Raw genomic sequence first — 18,663 nt, forward strand, 5'->3', positions numbered from 1 at the left:
CTGTGATGGTTCGGGCGCGGGGCTGGGGTTGTTGGGCGCGCGCAGCGCGGGGCTGGGGTTGTTGGGCGCGTGAAGGGCGTGGAGCTGGGGTCGCTGGTCATGTGCGGGGCGCGGGCTGAGGTCAGCGGTCGCGTGTAGGGCGCGGGGTTGATGTTCTTGATCAGGAGCAGGAGCAGGAGCAGGGACTCCACTCTTCACTCTTCACTCTTCGCGCCCCCGCACGTATGAGTCCCTGAGTGAGCTTCCCCCTATAGTCCTGCGGGTTTGTGGCGTTTTAGGATCATGGGCGTGACGCATGTGCTGACAATCCCCGGTTACCAGAGTTCCGGCCCCGCCCACTGGCAGACCCTCTGGGAGCAGTCCGATTCCGCTCGCTTCACCCGTGTCGAGCAGCGCGACTGGGACTTCCCTGAAGTAGGGGAGTGGGTCGCTGCTCTGGACGACGCCATCGCCGATCAGGCGGAGCCCGTCGTGCTCGTCGCGCACAGCTTGGGGTGCATCACCGTCGTTCGCTGGGCCGTCGAGCGTGGTGTCGGCGTTCGTGCTGCTCTTCTCGTCGCTCCTGCTGATGTCGAGCGGTTGCCTGATCTGCCGCTTGGGTCGTTCGCGCCGATTCCCCGTGTTCGGCTGCCCTTTCCCTCCGCCGTCGTCGCCAGCCAGGACGACCCCTACATGGGCTTCGATCGTGCCAAGGAGTTCGCTGCTGCCTGGGGCTCCGATCTTGTCGACGCGGGGGCGGCAGGGCACGTCAACTCCGATAGCGGCCTTGGGGAGTGGGCCGAAGGGCGTCGTCTGCTCCAGGGGCTTGGCTAGGCACGGCCTCGCCTTCCTTCGGCTTGTTCGGCCACAACGTGTGGGTGATCGGCCACAACGACCAGATCGCCAGGACCACCGACAGGCGGACGATCCAGCCCAGTAGTTGTTGCGTGCGGTCCGCGTCGTCCACCATCATGATCATCCCGTACAGCACGCCGCAGCCGATCGCCCACGCGATCAGGGCCTTGCCGAACTCATGCCACTCGTAGCGGGTGCGCGCCCGGCCGTACTTGGGCTTCGGGGTCGGCGGCGGTCCGCCCGCGTAGCGGTGTGCGAATCTCTGGTCGGCCCACTTCACCCACGAGTGCCCGAACGCCACCGAGTAGCCCAGGTAGGCCGCCGCCAGGCCGTGCGTGAAGTCGGCCGTCGCGCCGTTGCGCAGGTCGATGACCGTGACGGTGATCAGCAGGACGTCCAGCAGCGGCACGCACAGCAGCAGCGCCCCGCCCAGCCGCTTCCTGCGCAGCGGGTACCGCACGGCCAGGCCGCCGAACAGCAGCACCCAGAAGCCGATCTCGCAGGCGGCGATGACCGCTAGCAGCATGGCGTCCCCTCCTCGGAATCCCTCTCCCACCAGCGTCTCGACGGGGTGGGGCCGGCGCATCGCCCGTCCTGTCGAGATCCCGGGTCCTCCGAACGATGTACGCGGTCCTGGCTGGCCGGTGGAAGCGGGCACCCGGCCCGAGATGCTGAGATGGTCGGGTGCGCCTCACCCTTCGCCGGTTCACCACCCGCCGGGACGTCCTGTACACCGCGGCCGCCTTCGTCGGCGGCCTGCTCATGCTGGCGGTGCACGGCTACACCACCTGGGACCGGTCCTTCGCCCCGCCGGTCGCCTGGCGGGTGCTGCCGCTGGCGGGACTGTGCGTGGGCATGTTGTTCCGCCGGACCGCCCCGGTCACCGGGCTGGTGATCTCCAGCGTCGCCAACCTCGCCGACGTGCTGATGGGGCCCAGCCTCGGCAGCGCGGTGGTCTACACCGACGCCCTGTACGCCGCCTCGGTCTACGGGCCGCGCCGGCTGACGCCCTGGCTGCTGCGGCTGGCCGTCGGCGCGAGCCTGCTGGCGGCGGTCGTGCTGGGGGTGCTCAGCGGCGACGTCCGGCTGGCGGTCGTGATCGGCGCGGTCGCCGGGACCACCTGGGTGTCGCCGGTGCTGACCGGCATGATCGTGGTGGAGCACGGCGACAAGGCCCGCGCCGAGCACCAGCGCGCCGAGCAGATGGCGCGGCTCGCCGAGCTGGACCGGCGCACCGCCGTCAACGCCGAGCGCGCCCGCATGGCCCGCGAGCTGCACGACGTCATCGCCAACCACCTCAGCGCCGTCGCGCTGCACTCCTCGGCGGTGCTCAAGGTCCCCGACCTGGACCGGGCCGGGATCGAGCGGGCGATGGAGGTGATCCGGGAGAACAGCGTGCAGGGCCTCGCCGAGATGCGCCGCATGATCGGCCTGCTGCGCGAGGGCGACGACGCCGCGCCCGACGCCGCCGCCTCGCCCCGGCTCGCGGGACTGGACCGGCTGGTCGCGCACACCGCCCGCTCCGACCTCAGCGCCGCGCTGCGGGTGGAGGGCAGCGCGCCCGAACTGCCGGCCGCCGTGGAGCTGGCGGCGTTCCGGATCGTGCAGGAGTCGCTGACCAACGCGCTCAAGCACGCCGGGCCCGGCCGCGCCGAGGTGCTGCTGGAGTATCGTCCCGACCGCGTCGTGGTCACCGTGGACAGCCCGCTCGGCCGCGACGGCCCCCGGCTGCCCGGCTCGGGCGCCGGGCTGATCGGGATGCGCGAGCGCGCCTCGGTGCTGGCCGGGGACTTCGCGGCGGGGCCGGCCGGCGACCGCTGGCGGGTGCACGCCGAGCTGCCGGTCGAACCGGACGGGAGGGGACGGACGTGATCAGGGTCCTGGTGGCCGACGACCAGGCCGCGGTGCGGGCGGGGCTGGTGCTCATCCTGGGCGCCGCGCCGGGCGTCGAGGTGGTCGCCGAGGCCGCCGACGGCGAGCGGGCCGTGGCGCTGGCCCGCGAGCTGCGGCCCGACGTGGTGCTGATGGACGTCCGGATGCCCCGGCTGGACGGCGTCTCGGCCACCCGCGAGCTGGCCGGGGTCGCCGACGTGCTGGTGCTGACCACCTTCGACGTGGACGAGTACGTCTTCGGCGCGCTGCGCGCCGGGGCCGCCGGGTTCCTGCTCAAGGACGTGGACGCCGACCGGCTGGTGGAGGCGGTGCGCACCGTGGCGGCCGGCGAGGGCGTCATCGCGCCGCAGGTGACGCGCCGCCTGATCAGCGAGTTCGCCGCCCGGCCCGCCGCCGTGCCCGCCGTCCCGGACGGGCTGGCCGAGCTGACGCCGCGCGAGCGCGAGGTGTTCGCCTGCCTGGGCGAGGGCCTGTCGAACGTGCAGATCGCGCACCGCCTCGACATGGCCGAGACCACCACCAAGACCCACGTCAGCCGCATCCTGGCCAAGCTGGGCCTGCGCAGCCGCGTCCAGGCCGCCATCCTCGCCCAGGAGACGGCGGGAGGGGGATGGGGAGGCCGGTAGGGAGGCAGCCAAGAAGGTGGCCGGGGAGAGGGCGGGGCGGCTGCTAGAAAGCGGCCCTGGAACGGCCCGGAGCGCGCCGCCCCGTCAGAGGCCCCGGCCGCCGAACAGCGCCGACAACGTGTACACCACCCCCGCCAGCGCCGCGGGCCACACGTACGGCGTGATGTCCGCGCCGCGCAGCGCCTGCACGACCACCGCCCCCACCACCGCGACCGTCAGCACGTCCCCGGTCACCGCCGCCGACCGCAGGTGCGCGCGGGCCCGGTAGCCGCCGGAGCCCTCCCCGTAGGGCATCGCGGGCTCGTTGCGCCGGTAGCCGAGCAGGCACGCGTATCCGGCCAGCACCCCCGCCGCGACCAGCCCCGTCGTGGTCCGGCCGTCGGCGACCAGCACCGCCCCGACGGCCGCGGCGGCGGCCAGCACCAGCCCGGGGACGATCCAGCGACGGAGACCTCGGCGTTCGGGAGCGATCCACATGTCCGACATCTTCTCCGATGGGGGGCGGGAGCGGACAAGCAGGCGCGCCGAAGGGCGGCGCGCGCCGCCATCTCCGGGCCATGACCCGAAAGGACCGGTATGTTGTGGCCTCGTGGCACGATTTCGATTGAACGGCTCCAAGATGCTGGCCGTCGATCTGGCCGGCGAGACGATCCGGGCCCTCAACGGGTCCATGGTCGCCTACGACGGCCAGATGGCGTTCAAACGCCAGGGCATGACCGGCGGCGAGGGACTGCGCGGCGCGCTCAAGCGCCGCATCGCCGGCGAGGGCATGACGCTGATGGAGGTCACCGGGCAGGGCACGGTGTTCCTCGCCAGCGAGGCCACCGAGGTCACCCTGGTCCAGCTCAACGGCGACACGTTGTTCGTGGAGTCGGAGAGCCTGCTGGCGCTGGACGGCGACCTGAAGACCGGCGTGCACTTCGTGGGCCTGCGCGGCATGGGCACCGGGCAGGGCCTGGCGACCACCAAGGTCGAGGGGCACGGTGTCGCCGCGATCCTGTCGCACGGCCCGGCCATCGGCCTGGAGGTCACCCCGCAGACGCCGCTGTGCGTCGACCCGCACGCCTACGTCGGGCACCTCGGGCAGCTCCAGCAGGACGTGGTCACCGACGTCAACTGGCGCACGGTGCTCGGCCAGGGGTCGGGGGAGAGCGTGCAGTTCCGGTACCAGGGGCACGGCCTGGTCTACGTCCAGCCGGCCGAGCGCGAGGGGATTCTGGAGATCTGATGCCGGGCTACCAGTCGATCAACTCCAAGATGCTCCAGGTCCCGGTCGCCCCGGGCCAGGAGGTCTACAGCAGGCGCGGCGCGATGCTCGCCTACACCGGGTCGGTGTCGTTCGCGCCGTCCGCGACCGCCGGGCAGGGCATCGGCGGCACGCTGGGGCGCGCCGTGGCGGGCGAGCGCACCGTGATGATGCACGTCACCGGGCACGGCACCGCGATGTTCGGGCACGCCGGGCTGCACGTGGAGGTGGTGCACCTGAGCGGCGACACCCTCTACGTCGAGGCCGACCGGCTGCTGGTGCACGACGCCTCGCTCCAGGTCGGGACCATGTTCATGGGCGAGCAGGGCGGCGTGCGCGGGGTCATCCGCGGCGCGGTCAGCGGCCAGGGCCTGTTCACCACCACCCTCAGCGGGCACGGCTCGTGCGCGTTGTTGTCGCACGGCGGCGTGATGGAGCTGCCGATCAGCCCGCAGCGGCCGGTGCACGTGGACCCGCAGGCCTACGTGGCCCACCGGGGCGAGGTGCAGAACAAGCTCACCACCGCCATGGGGCTGCGCGACATGGTCGGGCGCGGCGCGGGCGAGGGCTTCCAGCTCCAGCTCAGCGGTTCCGGCGTCGTCTACGTCCAGGCCAGCGAGAGGAAGATCTGACCGTGCGCACCCCGACGTTCAACGCGACGACGCTTCCGTCCAACGACAACGTCAACGCCTACTCCTTCAGCGTGGACCTCAACGGCCAGTGGTTCGCGCAGAAGGGCAAGATGATCGCCTACTACGGGCAGATCAGGTTCGAGGCGCTGTCGGCGGGCCCGCTGGACGCGCTGGTGGCGGCCAACTTCCACTCCCCGCTGTACGCCCACGACTGGATCGTCGCGCAGGGGCAGGGCAAGCTGGTGCTGGCCGACCGGGGCTTCGACGTCAACTCCTTCGACCTGGACCAGGGCAACCTGACCATCCGGGCCGGGAACCTGCTGGCGTTCGAGCCGGGCCTGGAGCTCAAGCAGTCGATCATCCCGGGGTTCCTCACCCTGATCGGCACCGGCCGGTTCGTGGCGGCCTCCAACGGCCCGGTGCACTTCGTCGAGCCGCCCATCCGGGTGGACCCGCAGGCCCTGCTGGGCTGGGCCGACTGCCCCTCGCCGTGCCACCACTACGACCACTCCTACATGCGCGGCGCGCTCGGCATGGCCCGCATGATCACCGGGCTGGGCGGCAGTTCGGGCGAGGAGCACCAGTTCGACTTCACCGGCCAGGGCACGGTGCTGATGCAGTCCTCGGAGGCCGTGATGAACGAGGACGTGCTGCTGCGCGACCTGGAGGGCCAGATCGGCATGGTCGGCGTCGGCGGCCTCCAGCGGCTCCAGCAGACCATCACGCAGCGGCTGACGGCCGAGCGGCAGGGCTGAGACGGTAGGGCTGAGGCCAGAGGTCAAGGCGGCTCGGGGCGGCGGGCGGGCGGCGGTCACGGCGCCCGCCGCCCCGAGCCGGGTCCAGGGGCCGGGTCAGGCCTCGTCGGGCTGCGCGCTCCTCATCACCAGGAACGGCACCCCGAACGGGTCGGCCACCTTGGCGAGCCGCCCGTAGGGCGTGTCCTGCGCCTCCTCCAGCACCGTGCCGCCGCCCTCGCGCACCCGCCGCAGGGCCGCGTCGGCGTCCTCGACCTCGAAGTAGGTCAGCCAGGTGGAGCGCTCGACGGAGGCGTCCTGCTGGATACCGCCGATCATGCGCCCGTCGGGCCGGGCGAGCACGTGGAAGGAGGGCAGGTCGGGCACCTCCTGCGCGTCGTGCTCGAAGACCGCCCGGTAGAACCGGCGGGCCGCCTCGCCCTCGGTGGTGAACAGCTCGCTCCACACCAGCGTGCCCGGCTCGTTGACGATCTGCGAGCCGATGTGGACGTTGCCCTGCCACAGGCCGAACTGCGCGCCCACAGAGTCCCTGACGACCGCCATGCGGCCCTGCTCCATGACGTCGAACGGGCCCACCAGGACGGCGCCGCCCGCGTCGGTGGCCCGCTTGGCGGTGCCGTCGCAGTCGCCGGTGGCGAAGTAGACCTGCCACCAGAACTCGCGCGCCCCGGCCTCGGTGTCGGGCACCATCGCCGCGACCGGAACACCGTCGAGCAGGCAGGTGTTGTAGTGCATGGTCTCAGCGCCCTCGTCGCGGAACTCCCAGCCGAACAGCCCGCCGTAGAAGGTCTTGGCGCGGTCGATGTCGGGGACGCCGAGATCGAGCCAGCAGGGCGTCCCGTCGGGGGCGTTGGCCGTCATGCGGGTCATGCGCTCACTCCTTCGTGCTCGCCTGCGTGCGGGGAAGCGGTGGCGCCATCGTCGCGCGCGGGCCGGTGCTCGCACACCTGTTCGGACAGAATGGGCATGGGAACGGGCCTGGCCGGGACCGGCCGAGCCGAGGGCCGCGGTCACGTACACTGATCAGATGGTTTCGTCCAGAGACTGACAGGTCTTCGGGCGCGTCCCGCCGGGGGCCGGACGCCCGTCCCGCCGCCCCCATGGCCTCGCCCCGCCGCCGCTCGGCCGCGCGGGGCCCCTTTGTGTCGCCTGTCCGCCGTCGTGCCGTTCCCCAGGGAGCCCCGTCACTGTGATCATCGCCAACGACATCGAGCTGCGCGCCGGGTCCCGGCTGCTCATCGAGGGCGCCAAGTTCCGGGTCAACCCCGGCGACCGCGTCGGCTTCGTGGGCCGCAACGGCGCCGGCAAGACCACCCTCACCAAGGTGCTGGCGGGGGAGGCGCAGCCCGCGCAGGGCAGCGTCACCAGCTCCGGCACCGTCGGGTACCTGCCGCAGGACCCGCGCGGGGTCGACCTGGAGGAGCTGGCGCGCGACCGCATCCTGTCGGCCCGGGGCCTGGACGAGGTCGTGCGCAAGCTGCGCGCCGCCGAGGAGCGCATGGCCAACGCCACCGGCGCCGAGCGCGACAAGGCGGTGCGCAAGTACGGCCGCCTGGAGGAGCGCCTGCACGTGCTGGGCGGCTACGCGGCCGAGTCCGAGGCCGCCTCGATCGCCTCCAGCCTGGGCCTGCCCGACCGGGTGCTGGGCCAGCCGCTGGGCACCCTGTCGGGCGGCCAGCGGCGGCGCGTGGAGCTGGCCCGCATCCTGTTCTCCGACGCCGACACGCTGCTGCTGGACGAGCCCACCAACCACCTGGACGCCGACTCGATCGTCTGGCTGCGCGACTACCTGAAGTCGCACCAGGGCGGCCTGGTGGTCATCAGCCACGACGTGGAGCTGCTGGACGAGGTCGTCAACCGCGTCTTCCACCTCGACGCCAACCGCGCGGTGATCGACATCTACAACGTCGGCTGGAAGAAGTACCTGGAGCAGCGCGAGACCGACGAGCGCCGCCGCCGCCGCGAGAGCGCCAACGCGCACCGGCAGGCCGCCACCCTGCTGTCGCAGGCCGACAAGATGCGCGCCAAGGCCACCAAGGCCAAGGCCGCCCAGCAGATGGACCGGCGCGCCCGGCAGCTGCTGGCGGGCGTGGAGGGCGAGCGGCAGGCCGACAAGGTGGCCAAGATCCGCTTCCCGGACCCCGCGCCGTGCGGCAAGACGCCCCTCACCGCGGCCGGTTTGTCGAAATCGTACGGATCCTTGGAGATCTTCACCGATGTCGACCTGGCCATCGACCGGGGCAGCCGGGTCGTCATCCTGGGCCTGAACGGCGCGGGCAAGACGACCCTGCTGCGCATCCTGGCGGGCGTCGACAAGCCCGACACCGGCTCGGTGGTGCCCGGCCACGGGCTGCGGATCGGCTACTACGCCCAGGAGCACGAGACCCTGGAGGTCGAGCGCTCGGTGCTGGCGAACATGCAGTCGGCCGCGCCCGACCTGCCGCCGGTCGAGGTCCGCAAGATCCTCGGCTCGTTCCTGTTCTCCGGCGACGACGTGGACAAGCCCGCCGGGGTGCTGTCGGGCGGCGAGAAGACCCGGCTGGCGCTGGCGATGCTGGTGGTCTCCAGCGCCAACGTGCTGCTGCTGGACGAGCCCACCAACAACCTCGACCCGGCCAGCCGCGAGGAGATCCTGGCGGCGCTGCGCACCTTCGCCGGCGCCATCGTCATGGTGACCCACGACGAGGGCGCGGTGGAGGCGCTCCGGCCGGAAAGAGTGATTTTGCTGCCCGATGGTGTGGAAGACGTCTGGAGTGACGAGTTTGCCGATCTGGTGGCACTTGCGTGACCTGCGGATCGGCTTCCACAGATCTTTTCTGGCCGAGTGGGTAGCCGAACGCGCGGGAATGACTGATCATGGCGGGGGATAACGCAGCGGTCACCACATCACTACGGGAGGTACTCGTGGCCGAGACCCTCAAGAAGGGCACCCGCGTGACCGGTGCCGAGCGCGACAAGCTGGCGGCGGAACTCAAGAAGAGGTACGACTCCGGCGAGAGCATCCGCGCCCTGGCAGCCGCCACCGGCCGCTCGTATGGGTTCATCCACCGGATTCTCACCGAATCCGGCGTCAACCTGCGCGGTCGCGGCGGCGCGACGCGCGGCAAGAAGTCCTGACCGGACGCCGACCCCCGGATGAGCACACCGCCTGACCCGCCGTCGCGACCGACCGAGTAGGGTTCGGTCGCGGCGGCGGGCGGGCGGCGGGGAGCGCTCCCGCACCGCCGTGCCGGCCATCGAGAGCGGCGCCGACCACCGGCGCCGAGCACAGCGGAAGTAAGGAGCGTTCATGGCGGACGCGGAAATCACGCAGGCGCGGCCGGAACCGGCCAGCGCGCCCACGGCCGACGAGCTGGCGGCGGCGGGACTGCGGCTGGAGGTCGACGGCGCGGTCGCGACGGTCACGCTGGACCGGCCCGAGCGCCGCAACGCCATGACCTTCACCACCTGGCGCACGCTGGCCCGCGTCGGCGCCACCCTGCCCGAGCAGATCCGCGTCGTGGTGCTGCGCGGCGAGGGTCCGTCGTTCTCCGCCGGGATCGACCTCGGCATGTTCTCGGGCGGCGGCGAGGGCTTCTCCGACGGCGCCGACGCCGAGGCCACCGACGCCTTCATCGCCGACCTCCAGCGGGGCTACACCTGGCTGCGCGACCCGCGCTTCGTCACCGTCGCGGCGGTGCAGGGGCACGTGATCGGCGGCGGCTTCCAGCTCGCGCTGGCCTGTGACATCCGGATCGCCGCCGACGACGCCCGGTTCTGCATGAAGGAGCCCGCGCTCGGCCTGGTCCCGGACCTCACCGGCACCAAGCCGCTGGTGGAGATCGTCGGCGTGAACCGGGCGCTGGAGCTCTGCCTGACCGCCCGCACCGTGGGGGCCGAGGAGGCCGCCCGGCTCGGCATCGCCGAGACCGTGGTGCCGCGCGAGGGCCTGGACGCGGCGGTCGGCGAGCTGGTCGCCGCGCTGCTGGCCGTCAACCCCGGCGCGGCCGTGGCGACCAAGCGGCTGCTGTGGGAGGCCAGCGAGAACACCCTGGAGCAGCAGTGCGCGGCCGAGCGCCGCGAGCAGATCGGGCGGCTGCGCGAGATGTTCGGCGGCCAGAAGCAGAGCTGATCGTCCACGGCGTCCGACGCCGTGTCCGACGGGGAACGGCCCGGACCGCGTGGCGGTCCGGGCCGTTTCGCGCTGTCCGGAGTTACCTGCCGACTTCCTGGAGGGCCTCACGGCCGCCACGCGCCAGCGGCAGCAGCACCCGGCTGGTGCCGGGGGCCACCGTCACCTTGGTGCCCGCCGGGTACCGCAGCGTGAAGTCGTAGTCGGTGGACAGGACGATCACGCCGAGCCGGTGGCCGGGCTTGACCACGTAGTCGGTCGGCTCGAAGTCCCAGGCGAAGTCGTAGCTCTTCCCGGGCTCGATCGGCTCGGTGCGGCTCGGGCTGTGCCGGTTGCGCGCGTCCAGCCACCCCCGCGTGATGATCTTGTAGGGGGCGGTCGCGGTCTCGTGCACCTGCCGGGTGGTGCAGCCCTCGTCGCCCGGCACGCTCTCGCCGAAGCACACCTTGTCGGTGGTGGTGACGCGGCGGCCGGTGGGCCGGGTGTCGGTGCCGTAGTCCACCAGCAGCGCCGTCAGGTACGGCGAGCGGCCGTCCAGCGACGCCCGGAGCGCGGCGCTCGGCGTGCCGTCGATCCGGACCGGGGACTTCAGCGGGGCGGTGAGGTAGGCCAGCCGGTTCGGGTCGGCCTGGTCCTCGTTCACGAGCAGCTGCTCGGCGGTGCGGGTGCGTCCGGCGTCGGTGAACGCCTGGGCGTCGCCGGTGCGCGGTCGCAGGCCCAGCAGGCCGGGCTGGCCGTCCGGACCGGCGTTCAGGCTGACCGGGACGGTGCGGGTGCCGGGCACCGGCCAGTCCGTGGCGGTCTCCCACTGGCCGGGGGCGCGCTCGACGTCCACGCGCGGCTCGCGGTCGATGCCGTTGTGGATGTTGTACAGGTACCGGTCGAACCAGCGGCCGGTCTGCCGCAGCCACTCCTCGACGCGCCAGCGGAAGGGGGTGGCGTGGTTGGCCTGGTGCAGCCACAACTTGTGCGGCACGCCCGCCGTCTTGAGGGCGTTCCACCACTGGACGGAGTTCTTGACCTTGACGTTCCAGTCGTTGAGGCCGTGCACCACCATGACGGCCGCGCGCACGTTGCGGGCGTCCTTGACGTAGTCGCGCTGGGCCCAGACGCGGCTGTAGTCGCCGGTCTCGCGGTCCTGGGTGGCGGCGATGTCGTCGATGACCTTCTGGCAGACCTCGGGGTTGGTGCGCGTCAGCACGGCCTTGGCGAGCACGTCCAGGTCCTCGCCCTGGTACTCGTAGGGCGCGAGGACGCCGCCGTTGGCGCGGTAGTAGTCGTACCAGCTGGAGATGCCCGCGATCGGGATGATCGCCTTGAGGCCCGGCACGCCGGTGGCCGCCGCCATGTTGGGCAGCGTGCCGTTGTAGGACTGGCCGATCATGCCGACGTTGCCGGTGGACCAGCCCGCCTTCACCGGCGCCCCGTCCGGGGTCCAGCCCTTGGCGCGGCCGTTCAGCCAGTCCACCGCGGCCTTGGCCCCGGCCTGCTCGCTGCGGTCGCCGGAGGTCGGGCAGCCGGTGGAGCCGCCGGTGCCGATGCTGTCGAGCTGGGCGACGGCGTAGCCGCGCGGGACGTAGTAGTTGTCCAGGTAGCCGGGGAAGATCTCGGCCAGGTTCCGCTGGGTGGTCGAGCGGCCCTTGGCCTGCGGGCCGTCGATGTCGACCGGGTGGTTGGGCACGTCGTTGATCCCGGCCCAGTAGGGGCTGGCCTCGACGATCGTGGGCACTCTCAGGCCCTGATCGGTCTCCTTGGGCCGGATGATGCGCATCCGCACGCGGTCGCGCACGCCGTCGCGGTCGCTGTCGGCGGTGGTCTCGATGTCGACGGACTGGGTGACGGCGTCGGCGCGGGAGAAGACCGGGCGGGTCGCGCCGTCCCTCACCTCGATCGTGGGGGGTTCCGCCCTGGACGGGGCGGTCGCGCCCGCCGGGAGGGCGGTGGCGGCGAGCAGCGCGGTCGTGAGGGTGATCACGCCGGTGCCGCCGCGCAGGAGGCGTCGGGTCACGTGGGGCTCCTGGGGGGACGAGCCGGAGTTTGCCGATCATATGTACTGCCAGATCGCGGCGAAGTCCATACGGCGGCCGGGATGCGGACAGCTGCCCGGCGGCCCGGGGGAGCGGCCGTTAAGCCGTGAGCGGAGCGGGGAAGCGGGGCGTTCGCCGGGTCGTTGCAGCGGGTGGACCCTACGATGCTTACTTGATTACATCCCTTGTTCCCTGGTGATCCCGGAGGTGCCGCGGTGACGATGCCGGGCAACGGGTGGCAGGTCATGACCTCGTTCCGGCGGGACGGGTCGGTGCTCCAGCAGAAGCTGAAGCCCGGCACCGTGCGTCGGATCGCCGGCTACGCCCGCCCCTACGTGCGCGAGCTGGTGTTGTTCCTGGCGCTGAACTCGCTGGCCGCGGTGATCGTGGTCGCCAACCCGCTGCTGCTCAAGGCGATCATCGACCGCGGCATCGTGCCCGGCCGCTCGCAGGTCGTGGTCGCGCTCGCCCTCGCGGTGGCCGGGCTGGCGCTGGTGGAGGCGGTGCTGAGCCTCGCCCAGCGCTGGTACTCCGCGCGCATCGGCGAAGGGCTGATCTACGACCTGCGCACCCAGGTGTTCGGGCACGTGCAGCGCCAGCCGGTCGCCTTCTTCATGCGCGCCCAGACCGGCTCGCTGGTCAGCCGGCTCAACGGCGACGTGATCGGCGCGCAGCGCGCCCTGACCACCACGCTGTCCTCGGTGGTGTCCAACGTGATCAGCCTGGTCCTGGTGCTGGTGACCATGCTGGTGCTGTCCTGGCAGGTCACGCTGGTCGCGCTCCTGCTGCTGCCGGTGTTCATCCTGCCCGCCAAGTGGGTGGGCCGCCGCCTGTCGGCCATCAGCCGCGAGCAGATGGAGCTGGACGCGGAGATGAGCTCGCTGATGACCGAGCGCTTCAACGTCGCGGGCGCGATGCTCGCCAAGCTGTACGGCCGTCCCGCCGAGGAGGAGGAGAACTTCTCCCAGCGCGCCGCCCGGGTCCGCGACATCGGCGTGGTCGCGGCGATGTACGGCCGGGTCTTCTTCACCGCCCTCACCCTGGTCGCGGCCCTGGCCACCGCCATGGTCTACGGCGTGGGCGGCGTGCTGGCCGTGGACGGCGCCTTCCAGCTCGGCACGCTGGTGGCGCTGGCCACCCTGCTGACCCGCATGTACGGGCCGCTCACCGCGCTGTCCAACGTGCACGTGGACGTGATGACCGCCCTGGTCAGCTTCGACCGGGTGTTCGAGGTGCTGGACCTCAAGCCCCTGATCGACGACCGGGAGGGCGCCCGGCCGCTGGCCGTGGGCCCTGCTCCCGTCTCGCTTTCCAAGAACGGCGGCCGCACCGCCCCGTCCGTGGAGTTCGACCACGTGTCGTTCCGCTACCCGGGCGCCGACGAGGTGTCCCTGGCGTCGCTGGAGTCGATCGCCCGCACCGACGCCTCCCCGGGCCGCGAGGTGCTGCACGAGGTGGGCTTCACCGCCGAGCCCGGCCAGCTCGTGGCGCTCGTCGGCCCGTCGGGGGCGGGCAAGTCCACGATCACCCACCTGGTGTCGCGGCTGTACGACGTGTCGGGCGGCGCGGTCCGCGTCGGCGGCCACGACGTGCGCGACCTCACCCTGGACTCGCTGCGCGCCGAGGTCGGGGTGGTCAGCCAGGACGCCCACCTGTTCCACGACTCGATCCGCGCCAACCTCGCCTACGCCCGGCCCGGCGCCACCGACGGGGAGATCCACGCCGCGCTGGCGGCCGCGCAGATCGGCGGCCTGGTGGCGGCCATGCCCGACGGGCTGGACACCGTCGTGGGCGACCGCGGCTACCGGCTGTCGGGCGGCGAGAAGCAGCGCCTGGCCCTCGCCCGGCTGCTGCTGAAGGCCCCGTCGGTGGTGGTGCTGGACGAGGCCACCGCGCACCTGGACTCGGAGTCGGAGGCGGCGGTGCAGCGGGCGCTGGCCACCGCGCTGGCCGGGCGCACCTCGCTGGTGATCGCGCACCGGCTGTCCACCGTCCGCGAGGCCGACCAGATCCTGGTGGTCGAGGACGGCCGGATCGCCGAGCGCGGGCGGCACGAGGAGCTGCTGCTGGCCGGCGGCCTGTACGCCGAGCTGTACCGGACCCAGTTCGCCCGCCAGGACGACGATGAGGGCCGCGGAGAGGGCCATCGGGAGGGCGCGCCGATCACGGTGGAGTGAAATCCCTTCATCGTCCCAAAGGCCCCGCGTGTTTCACCGTGAACACGTGACCCTGGCCACAGAATGCGGTTTCCTTGTCTTCCTCTCCGCGTGCCGGGAACGAAAACTGATGGCCACCCGGCGGCGTCACAGTCAGATGAGCGGCGTTCCGCACCCGCCGGCCTTCCGCCAGGTGCATCCGCCGGACACATCCGCCAGAGAAAGGGGAACAGCGTGCTCTCGACGATGATCCACCCCGAACGGCTGGTCAAGAGCGGGACCGGCCGCTACACCGTCCTGCTGGTCGGCCTGGGCGCGACGGGCGTCGCCCTGGGCTGGCTCGGCCCGCAGACCCGGCAGGCGCCGCAGCGGCTGTCCCAGGGCCTGTCGCAGGCGCTCAGCCGGCCTTCGGGTCGTCGCTGAGCCGGTAGCCGAGCCGGCGCAGCTCGGTGCCGGCGATCTTCTCGACCTGGGTGAGCTGGCGCGGCGACAGCCGCTCGCGCCACACGCCCGCGCGGGGTTCGGCCGCCTCCCGGTCCCGGGGGCGGACCAGCCCCGCCAGGGTGCCCTTGGACAGCGGCGCCCCCAGATAGGCCGACACGTCGTCGGCCACGCGGCTCGGCCGCTTGATCAGATCCTCGTAGCGCACCGTGTGGAGCTGCTCGTCGGGCGTCTGCGCCCGCAGCCGCGCGGCCAGCCGGATCGCGCCCCGCCAGCGCAGCGCGCACTTGACGGCCGGGGCCGCGCGCCGCCACCGGGCGCGCTCGTCCAGGTCCTCCACGCCGAGGAACGGGTTGGGGAACACCGTCTCCAGGTTGGCGAGGCCCGGCTTGAACCAGGCGAGGCAGCGCTCGTCGTCCAGCATCTCGGCCACCACGTCCCGGCCGTCGCGGATCACCTGGAGCAGCTGGGCGTCGGGGAAGGCGTCCAGCAGCACGTCGGCGCTGTAGAGCAGGTCGGGGGAGGCGTCGGCGAACCGGTGCACGCCCCGGGACTCCACGCACGGGCCCGACGGGTCGCCGACCCGGTCGTTGGGCACCCCGGCCCGGCCGGGCATCCCGGCCAGCTCCCGGCACTCCATCGGGCACTCGGCGCAGCTGCGCGCCGAGATCTGCCAGGACTCGGCGTAGGCGTCGCGCAACACCCGCGCCGCGCCCACCACCCGCTCGGTGGCGATCGACGGCCGCCGCGCGAACGCGTAGGTGACGCGCAGCACGCTGGGACGGCCCGCGGTCAGGTGGAAGCCCGCGGACCGCTTGACCGCGCGCGCCAGCAGGTCCGCACCGGAGTGGGGGGCGCCCAGGATGAACACGGGGCGGCGGACCTTGGTGCCGTGGATCACCAGGATGTGCGGCGTTGACCTCATACGACTTCCCAGTTTCTCACCTCGGCGGGCCCGGCGCGCCTGCGACGCTCCGCCGGCCCGGGACCGATATTCGGAACAGAATGGGACGTTCCCGGCCTAGCCTGGAAGGATGCACGCTCCGCAGACGCTCGCCGAATGGTTGCCCGGGGTCCGGGCGATCACCGTGCTGTCCGGCGCGGGGATCAGCACCGACAGCGGCATCCCGGACTTCCGCGGCCCCCAGGGCGTGTGGACCCGGGACCCCGAGGCCGCCCGGCTGTCCACGATCGGTGCCTACCTCGCCGATCCCGACGTCCGCCGCCGCGCCTGGCGGTCCCGCCGCGACCACCCCGCCTGGGACGCCGAGCCCAACGCCGGGCACGCCGCGCTGGTCGAGCTGGAGCGGGCCGGGCGGCTGCGCGCCCTGGTCACCCAGAACATCGACGGCCTGCACCAGCGCGCCGGGTCGGCCGGGGTGCTGGAGATCCACGGCACCATGCGCGAGGCCGAGTGCCTGGCCTGCGGGCTGCGCACCCCCATGCCGGAGGTGCTGGCGCGGGTGGACGCGGGCGAGGACGACCCGCTGTGCCCCGAGTGCGGCGGCATCCAGAAGTCGGCGACGATCTCGTTCGGGCAGCCGCTCAGACAGGAGGTGCTGGAGGCGGCGGTCGAGGCCGCCCGCTCCTGCGAGCTGTTCCTGGCCGTCGGCACCTCGCTGACCGTCCAGCCCGCCGCCGGGCTGTGCCTGGAGGCGGTGGAGGCCGGCGCCCGGCTGGTGATCATCAACGCTCAGCCCACGCCCTACGACGACGTCGCCGACGCGGTGCTGCGCGGCCCGATCGGCGTCGCGCTGCCCCGGCTGGCGGGCCTGGTCCTGGGACGCGGCCGGTGACCGGGCCGGTGGGGGGACCGGAGGCCCGGGTGATGATCTGTTTGCGGCTCGTGACCGGCCGCCCCTTCCGTCCGTCGACTTCTCCTGTCAAGCTCTACACGGTGCACCGCGAGGAGGGATCGGGTTGATGACCGGGGGCGCCCGGCCGGGACCGGCGGGGGACGGAGCGCTGCCCTACCCCCGGCTGCGTCGCGGCGACCGGGTGGTGGTGGCCGCGCCGAGCGGCCCGGTCGACGCCGCGCGGCTGGCCGCCGGATGCGCGGCGCTGCGCGGGCTGGGCCTGGAGGTCGAACTCGCCCCGCACGTCACCGACCGCGTCGCCCTCGACGGCTCCGGCGCGCGTCCCGGCTGGCAGGGCCTGGCGGGCACCGACGCCGACCGCGCCGCCGACCTGACCGCCGCCTGGTGCGACCCCGGCGTCCGCGCCGTGTTGTGCGCGCGGGGCGGTTACGGCGCCACCCGCCTTCTCGACCACCTGGATTGGAACGTGCTCGCGGCGGCCGGACCCGGCACCCTGCTGCACGGTTCCAGCGACATCACCGCCCTGCACGCGGCCTTCGGCGCGCGCCTCGGCGTCACCACCTCCTTCGGCCCGATGATCGCCACCGAGCTCACCGCCGCCGGGGACGACGACGCCCCGACCGCCGCCTCGTTCGCGGCCGCGCTGTTCGGCCCGTCCGCGCCGCCGGTCACCGGCACCGGCGCGCTGCGGCCCGGCCGGGCGCCCGCCGTCGCCGAGGGGCCGCTCACCGGCGGCACCCTGACCCTGCTCACCGCCCTGCTCGGCACCCCGTACGCGCCGCCGCCCGCCGCGGGCCGGGTGGTGTTCCTGGAGGACGTCGCCGAGGCCCCCTACCGGATCGACCGCATGCTCACCCAGCTCCGCCAGTCGGGCTGGCTGGACGGCGCGGCCGGGATCGTGCTGGGCACCTGGACCGGCTGCGGCGACCCCGCCGAGCTGGCGGCGGTGTTCGCCGGCCGGCTCGGCCCGCTGGAGGCCCCCGTCCTGACGGGCGTGCCGGCCGGGCACGGCCCCCGCCAGCTCACCCTCGAACTCGGCGCCCGGGTCAGGCTGGACGCGCGAGCCCGTACCCTGACGCAGGTCCCCACCCCCGACCACCCCACCGACCGCGTCCCGGCCTCCACCCTGGCCGCCGCCGCGGACCCCCGCCCGGGAGGCGCCCGATGAGCACCGGCCGGCACGCCCGCCCCGACCCGACCGCCGACGGCACCCTGGACTCGCTGCTGGTCCTGGTCGCCGAGAGCCTCGGCTACGCCTGCACCCGCGTGCCCGGCGACGTGGTGCTGCTGGAGGGCGCCAACCGCCTGCACGTCAGCATGCGCAACCTGCGGCAGCTCGCCCGGCTGGTGCCGCGCGACGACTGGCCCGCGCTCGTCTCCGACCACGTCACCACGATCGTCACCGCCATCGAGGAGCCGCTGGACCTCGGCGACTTCGACCTGGTCCAGCACCTGCTGCGCACCCGCATCTACCCGGCCGAGGCCGACAACGGCGTGCTGGTGGCCCGGCCGTTCGCGCCCGGCCTGATCGAGGTGGTGGTGGTCGACACGCCCACCACCGTCCGCACCGTCACGCTGGAGGAGATGGACCGCTGGCCGGTCTCCGGCGACGCGCTGTTCATGCTGGGCCGCGCCAACGTGCGCGGCGACGGCGTCCTGGACCACGACGAGCAGGACCTCGGCGGCGTGCGGGTCTCGGTGTTGTCGGGCTGGACGTTCTACGCGGTCACGCACCTGACCTGGCTGGAGGAGTATCTGCCGATCGGGCCGTACGGGGCGCTGGTGATCGCCCCCAACCGCAGCCTGATCGTCGCGCACGCGCTGGAGCCCGCCGCCGACGCGCGCTCGCGCTACCGGCAGGCGGTCGCGGCCGCCGCCGAACTCCAGGCGCACGCCCACCAGGGCTACGAGGAGGGCCCCGGCTCGCTCAGCCCGCACCTGTACTGGTGGCGCGGCGGGGAGTTGTCGCTGCTGGAGATCCGCTACGACGGCGACCACCTGGTGCTGCCCGGCGAGTTCGTGTCGGTGCTGACCGCCATGGCGGCCGAGCGCTGACGCCCGTTCCCGCGCCCGTCCCCGCCCGGACGGGGGCGACGGCGTGCTGCCCGCCGCCGCCCGGGCGATC

The 18,663-nt window shown here is 73.1% G+C and carries 20 protein-coding genes; 14 read left to right on the forward strand and 6 right to left on the reverse strand.

What is annotated here, in order from left to right; translation table 11 throughout:
* A partial coding sequence (locus tag AH6_RS45520) for a hypothetical protein (RefSeq protein ID WP_373861841.1) occupies positions 1–191 on the reverse strand: 191 nt, incomplete at its 3' end.
* 97 nt (positions 192–288) lie between these two features.
* Here AH6_RS45520 and AH6_RS33345 point away from each other — a divergent pair.
* Complete coding sequence (locus AH6_RS33345) at positions 289–813, forward strand: RBBP9/YdeN family alpha/beta hydrolase (RefSeq protein ID WP_067488187.1); 525 nt, start codon at positions 289–291, stop codon at positions 811–813.
* On the opposite strand, the gene AH6_RS33350 is transcribed toward AH6_RS33345, so the two are convergent.
* On the reverse strand, positions 749–1,360 hold the full coding sequence (locus AH6_RS33350) for a hypothetical protein (protein ID WP_067488189.1): 612 nt from the start codon (positions 1,358–1,360) through the stop codon (positions 749–751). The two genes, AH6_RS33345 and AH6_RS33350, sit on opposite strands and share 65 nt — an antisense overlap.
* Before the next feature lie 158 nt (positions 1,361–1,518).
* Between AH6_RS33350 and AH6_RS33355 the strand changes: the two genes are divergently transcribed.
* Positions 1,519–2,706, forward strand: coding sequence for a sensor histidine kinase (locus tag AH6_RS33355; protein ID WP_067488191.1), 1,188 nt, complete (start codon positions 1,519–1,521; stop codon positions 2,704–2,706).
* Complete coding sequence (locus AH6_RS33360; protein WP_067488194.1) at positions 2,703–3,353, forward strand: response regulator; 651 nt, start codon at positions 2,703–2,705, stop codon at positions 3,351–3,353. The genes AH6_RS33355 and AH6_RS33360 overlap by 4 nt, the downstream gene beginning before the upstream one ends.
* An 84-nt stretch (positions 3,354–3,437) precedes the next feature.
* Here the strand turns inward: AH6_RS33360 and AH6_RS33365 are convergent, their stop codons facing one another.
* Complete coding sequence (locus tag AH6_RS33365) at positions 3,438–3,830, reverse strand: ABC transporter permease (protein WP_067488273.1); 393 nt, start codon at positions 3,828–3,830, stop codon at positions 3,438–3,440.
* A 112-nt stretch (positions 3,831–3,942) separates the two neighbouring features.
* Here AH6_RS33365 and AH6_RS33370 point away from each other — a divergent pair, with 112 nt between their 5' ends.
* The 3 genes from AH6_RS33370 to AH6_RS33380 are packed head-to-tail and all read left to right on the forward strand — an operon-like array spanning position 3,943 to position 5,986.
* Entirely contained in the window at positions 3,943–4,581 is a 639-nt protein-coding gene (locus AH6_RS33370; RefSeq protein ID WP_245679576.1) for an AIM24 family protein, read from the forward strand.
* Positions 4,581–5,231 carry an AIM24 family protein gene (locus AH6_RS33375; RefSeq protein WP_067488196.1) on the forward strand — a complete coding sequence of 217 codons (651 nt, stop codon included), beginning with the start codon at positions 4,581–4,583 and terminating at the stop codon, positions 5,229–5,231. Before AH6_RS33370 ends, AH6_RS33375 begins: the two co-directional genes overlap by 1 nt.
* Positions 5,232–5,233: 2 nt before the next feature.
* Positions 5,234–5,986, forward strand: a complete 753-nt coding sequence (locus AH6_RS33380) for an AIM24 family protein (protein WP_067488198.1) — start codon at positions 5,234–5,236, stop codon at positions 5,984–5,986.
* 96 nt (positions 5,987–6,082) lie between these two features.
* On the opposite strand, the gene AH6_RS33385 is transcribed toward AH6_RS33380, so the two are convergent.
* A complete protein-coding gene (locus AH6_RS33385) occupies positions 6,083–6,856 on the reverse strand; it encodes a VOC family protein (RefSeq protein ID WP_067488200.1) in 774 nt (257 codons plus the stop codon).
* Between the two features lie 319 nt (positions 6,857–7,175).
* On the opposite strand from AH6_RS33385, the gene AH6_RS33390 reads away from it, so the two are divergent.
* From AH6_RS33390 to AH6_RS33400, 3 genes are all read left to right on the forward strand, one after another.
* Complete coding sequence (locus AH6_RS33390; protein WP_067488202.1) at positions 7,176–8,774, forward strand: ABC-F family ATP-binding cassette domain-containing protein; 1,599 nt, start codon at positions 7,176–7,178, stop codon at positions 8,772–8,774.
* Between the two features lie 116 nt (positions 8,775–8,890).
* Positions 8,891–9,103 carry a helix-turn-helix domain-containing protein gene (locus tag AH6_RS33395; RefSeq protein WP_012852589.1) on the forward strand — a complete coding sequence of 71 codons (213 nt, stop codon included), beginning with the start codon at positions 8,891–8,893 and terminating at the stop codon, positions 9,101–9,103.
* Between the two features lie 172 nt (positions 9,104–9,275).
* Complete coding sequence (locus tag AH6_RS33400; RefSeq protein WP_067488204.1) at positions 9,276–10,097, forward strand: enoyl-CoA hydratase/isomerase family protein; 822 nt, start codon at positions 9,276–9,278, stop codon at positions 10,095–10,097.
* Positions 10,098–10,179: 82 nt separating this feature from the next.
* On the opposite strand, the gene AH6_RS33405 is transcribed toward AH6_RS33400, so the two are convergent.
* On the reverse strand, positions 10,180–12,105 hold the full coding sequence (locus AH6_RS33405; protein ID WP_067488206.1) for a Xaa-Pro dipeptidyl-peptidase: 1,926 nt from the start codon (positions 12,103–12,105) through the stop codon (positions 10,180–10,182).
* Positions 12,106–12,345: 240 nt separating this feature from the next.
* Between AH6_RS33405 and AH6_RS33410 the strand changes: the two genes are divergently transcribed.
* Both AH6_RS33410 and AH6_RS33415 read left to right on the forward strand, forming a co-directional pair.
* Positions 12,346–14,301 carry an ABC transporter ATP-binding protein gene (locus AH6_RS33410; RefSeq protein WP_067488277.1) on the forward strand — a complete coding sequence of 652 codons (1,956 nt, stop codon included), beginning with the start codon at positions 12,346–12,348 and terminating at the stop codon, positions 14,299–14,301.
* Between the two features lie 213 nt (positions 14,302–14,514).
* A complete protein-coding gene (locus tag AH6_RS33415) occupies positions 14,515–14,703 on the forward strand; it encodes a hypothetical protein (RefSeq protein WP_067488208.1) in 189 nt (62 codons plus the stop codon).
* Here AH6_RS33415 and AH6_RS33420 read toward each other — a convergent pair.
* Positions 14,678–15,646 (reverse strand): sulfotransferase family protein, encoded by a 969-nt coding sequence (locus AH6_RS33420; RefSeq protein WP_067488210.1) that lies wholly within the window; start codon positions 15,644–15,646, stop codon positions 14,678–14,680. The two genes, AH6_RS33415 and AH6_RS33420, sit on opposite strands and share 26 nt — an antisense overlap.
* Before the next feature lie 109 nt (positions 15,647–15,755).
* Here AH6_RS33420 and AH6_RS33425 point away from each other — a divergent pair, with 109 nt between their 5' ends.
* The 3 genes from AH6_RS33425 to AH6_RS33435 all read left to right on the forward strand — a co-directional run bounded on the left by AH6_RS33425 (position 15,756) and on the right by AH6_RS33435 (position 18,593).
* Positions 15,756–16,517: an SIR2 family NAD-dependent protein deacylase gene (locus AH6_RS33425; RefSeq protein WP_067488212.1), complete on the forward strand. Its 762-nt coding sequence runs from the start codon at positions 15,756–15,758 to the stop codon at positions 16,515–16,517.
* A 127-nt stretch (positions 16,518–16,644) separates the two neighbouring features.
* The gene (locus AH6_RS33430) at positions 16,645–17,706 is read left to right on the forward strand and encodes a S66 peptidase family protein (protein WP_067488214.1); all 1,062 of its coding nucleotides are present in this window, start codon (positions 16,645–16,647) and stop codon (positions 17,704–17,706) included.
* Complete coding sequence (locus AH6_RS33435) at positions 17,703–18,593, forward strand: hypothetical protein (RefSeq protein WP_067488216.1); 891 nt, start codon at positions 17,703–17,705, stop codon at positions 18,591–18,593. The genes AH6_RS33430 and AH6_RS33435 overlap by 4 nt, the downstream gene beginning before the upstream one ends.
* Positions 18,594–18,663 lie beyond the last annotated feature (70 nt).

This window comes from Actinomadura hibisca NBRC 15177, from assembly GCF_001552635.1.
Classification (GTDB): Bacteria; Actinomycetota; Actinomycetes; order Streptosporangiales; family Streptosporangiaceae; genus Spirillospora; species Spirillospora hibisca.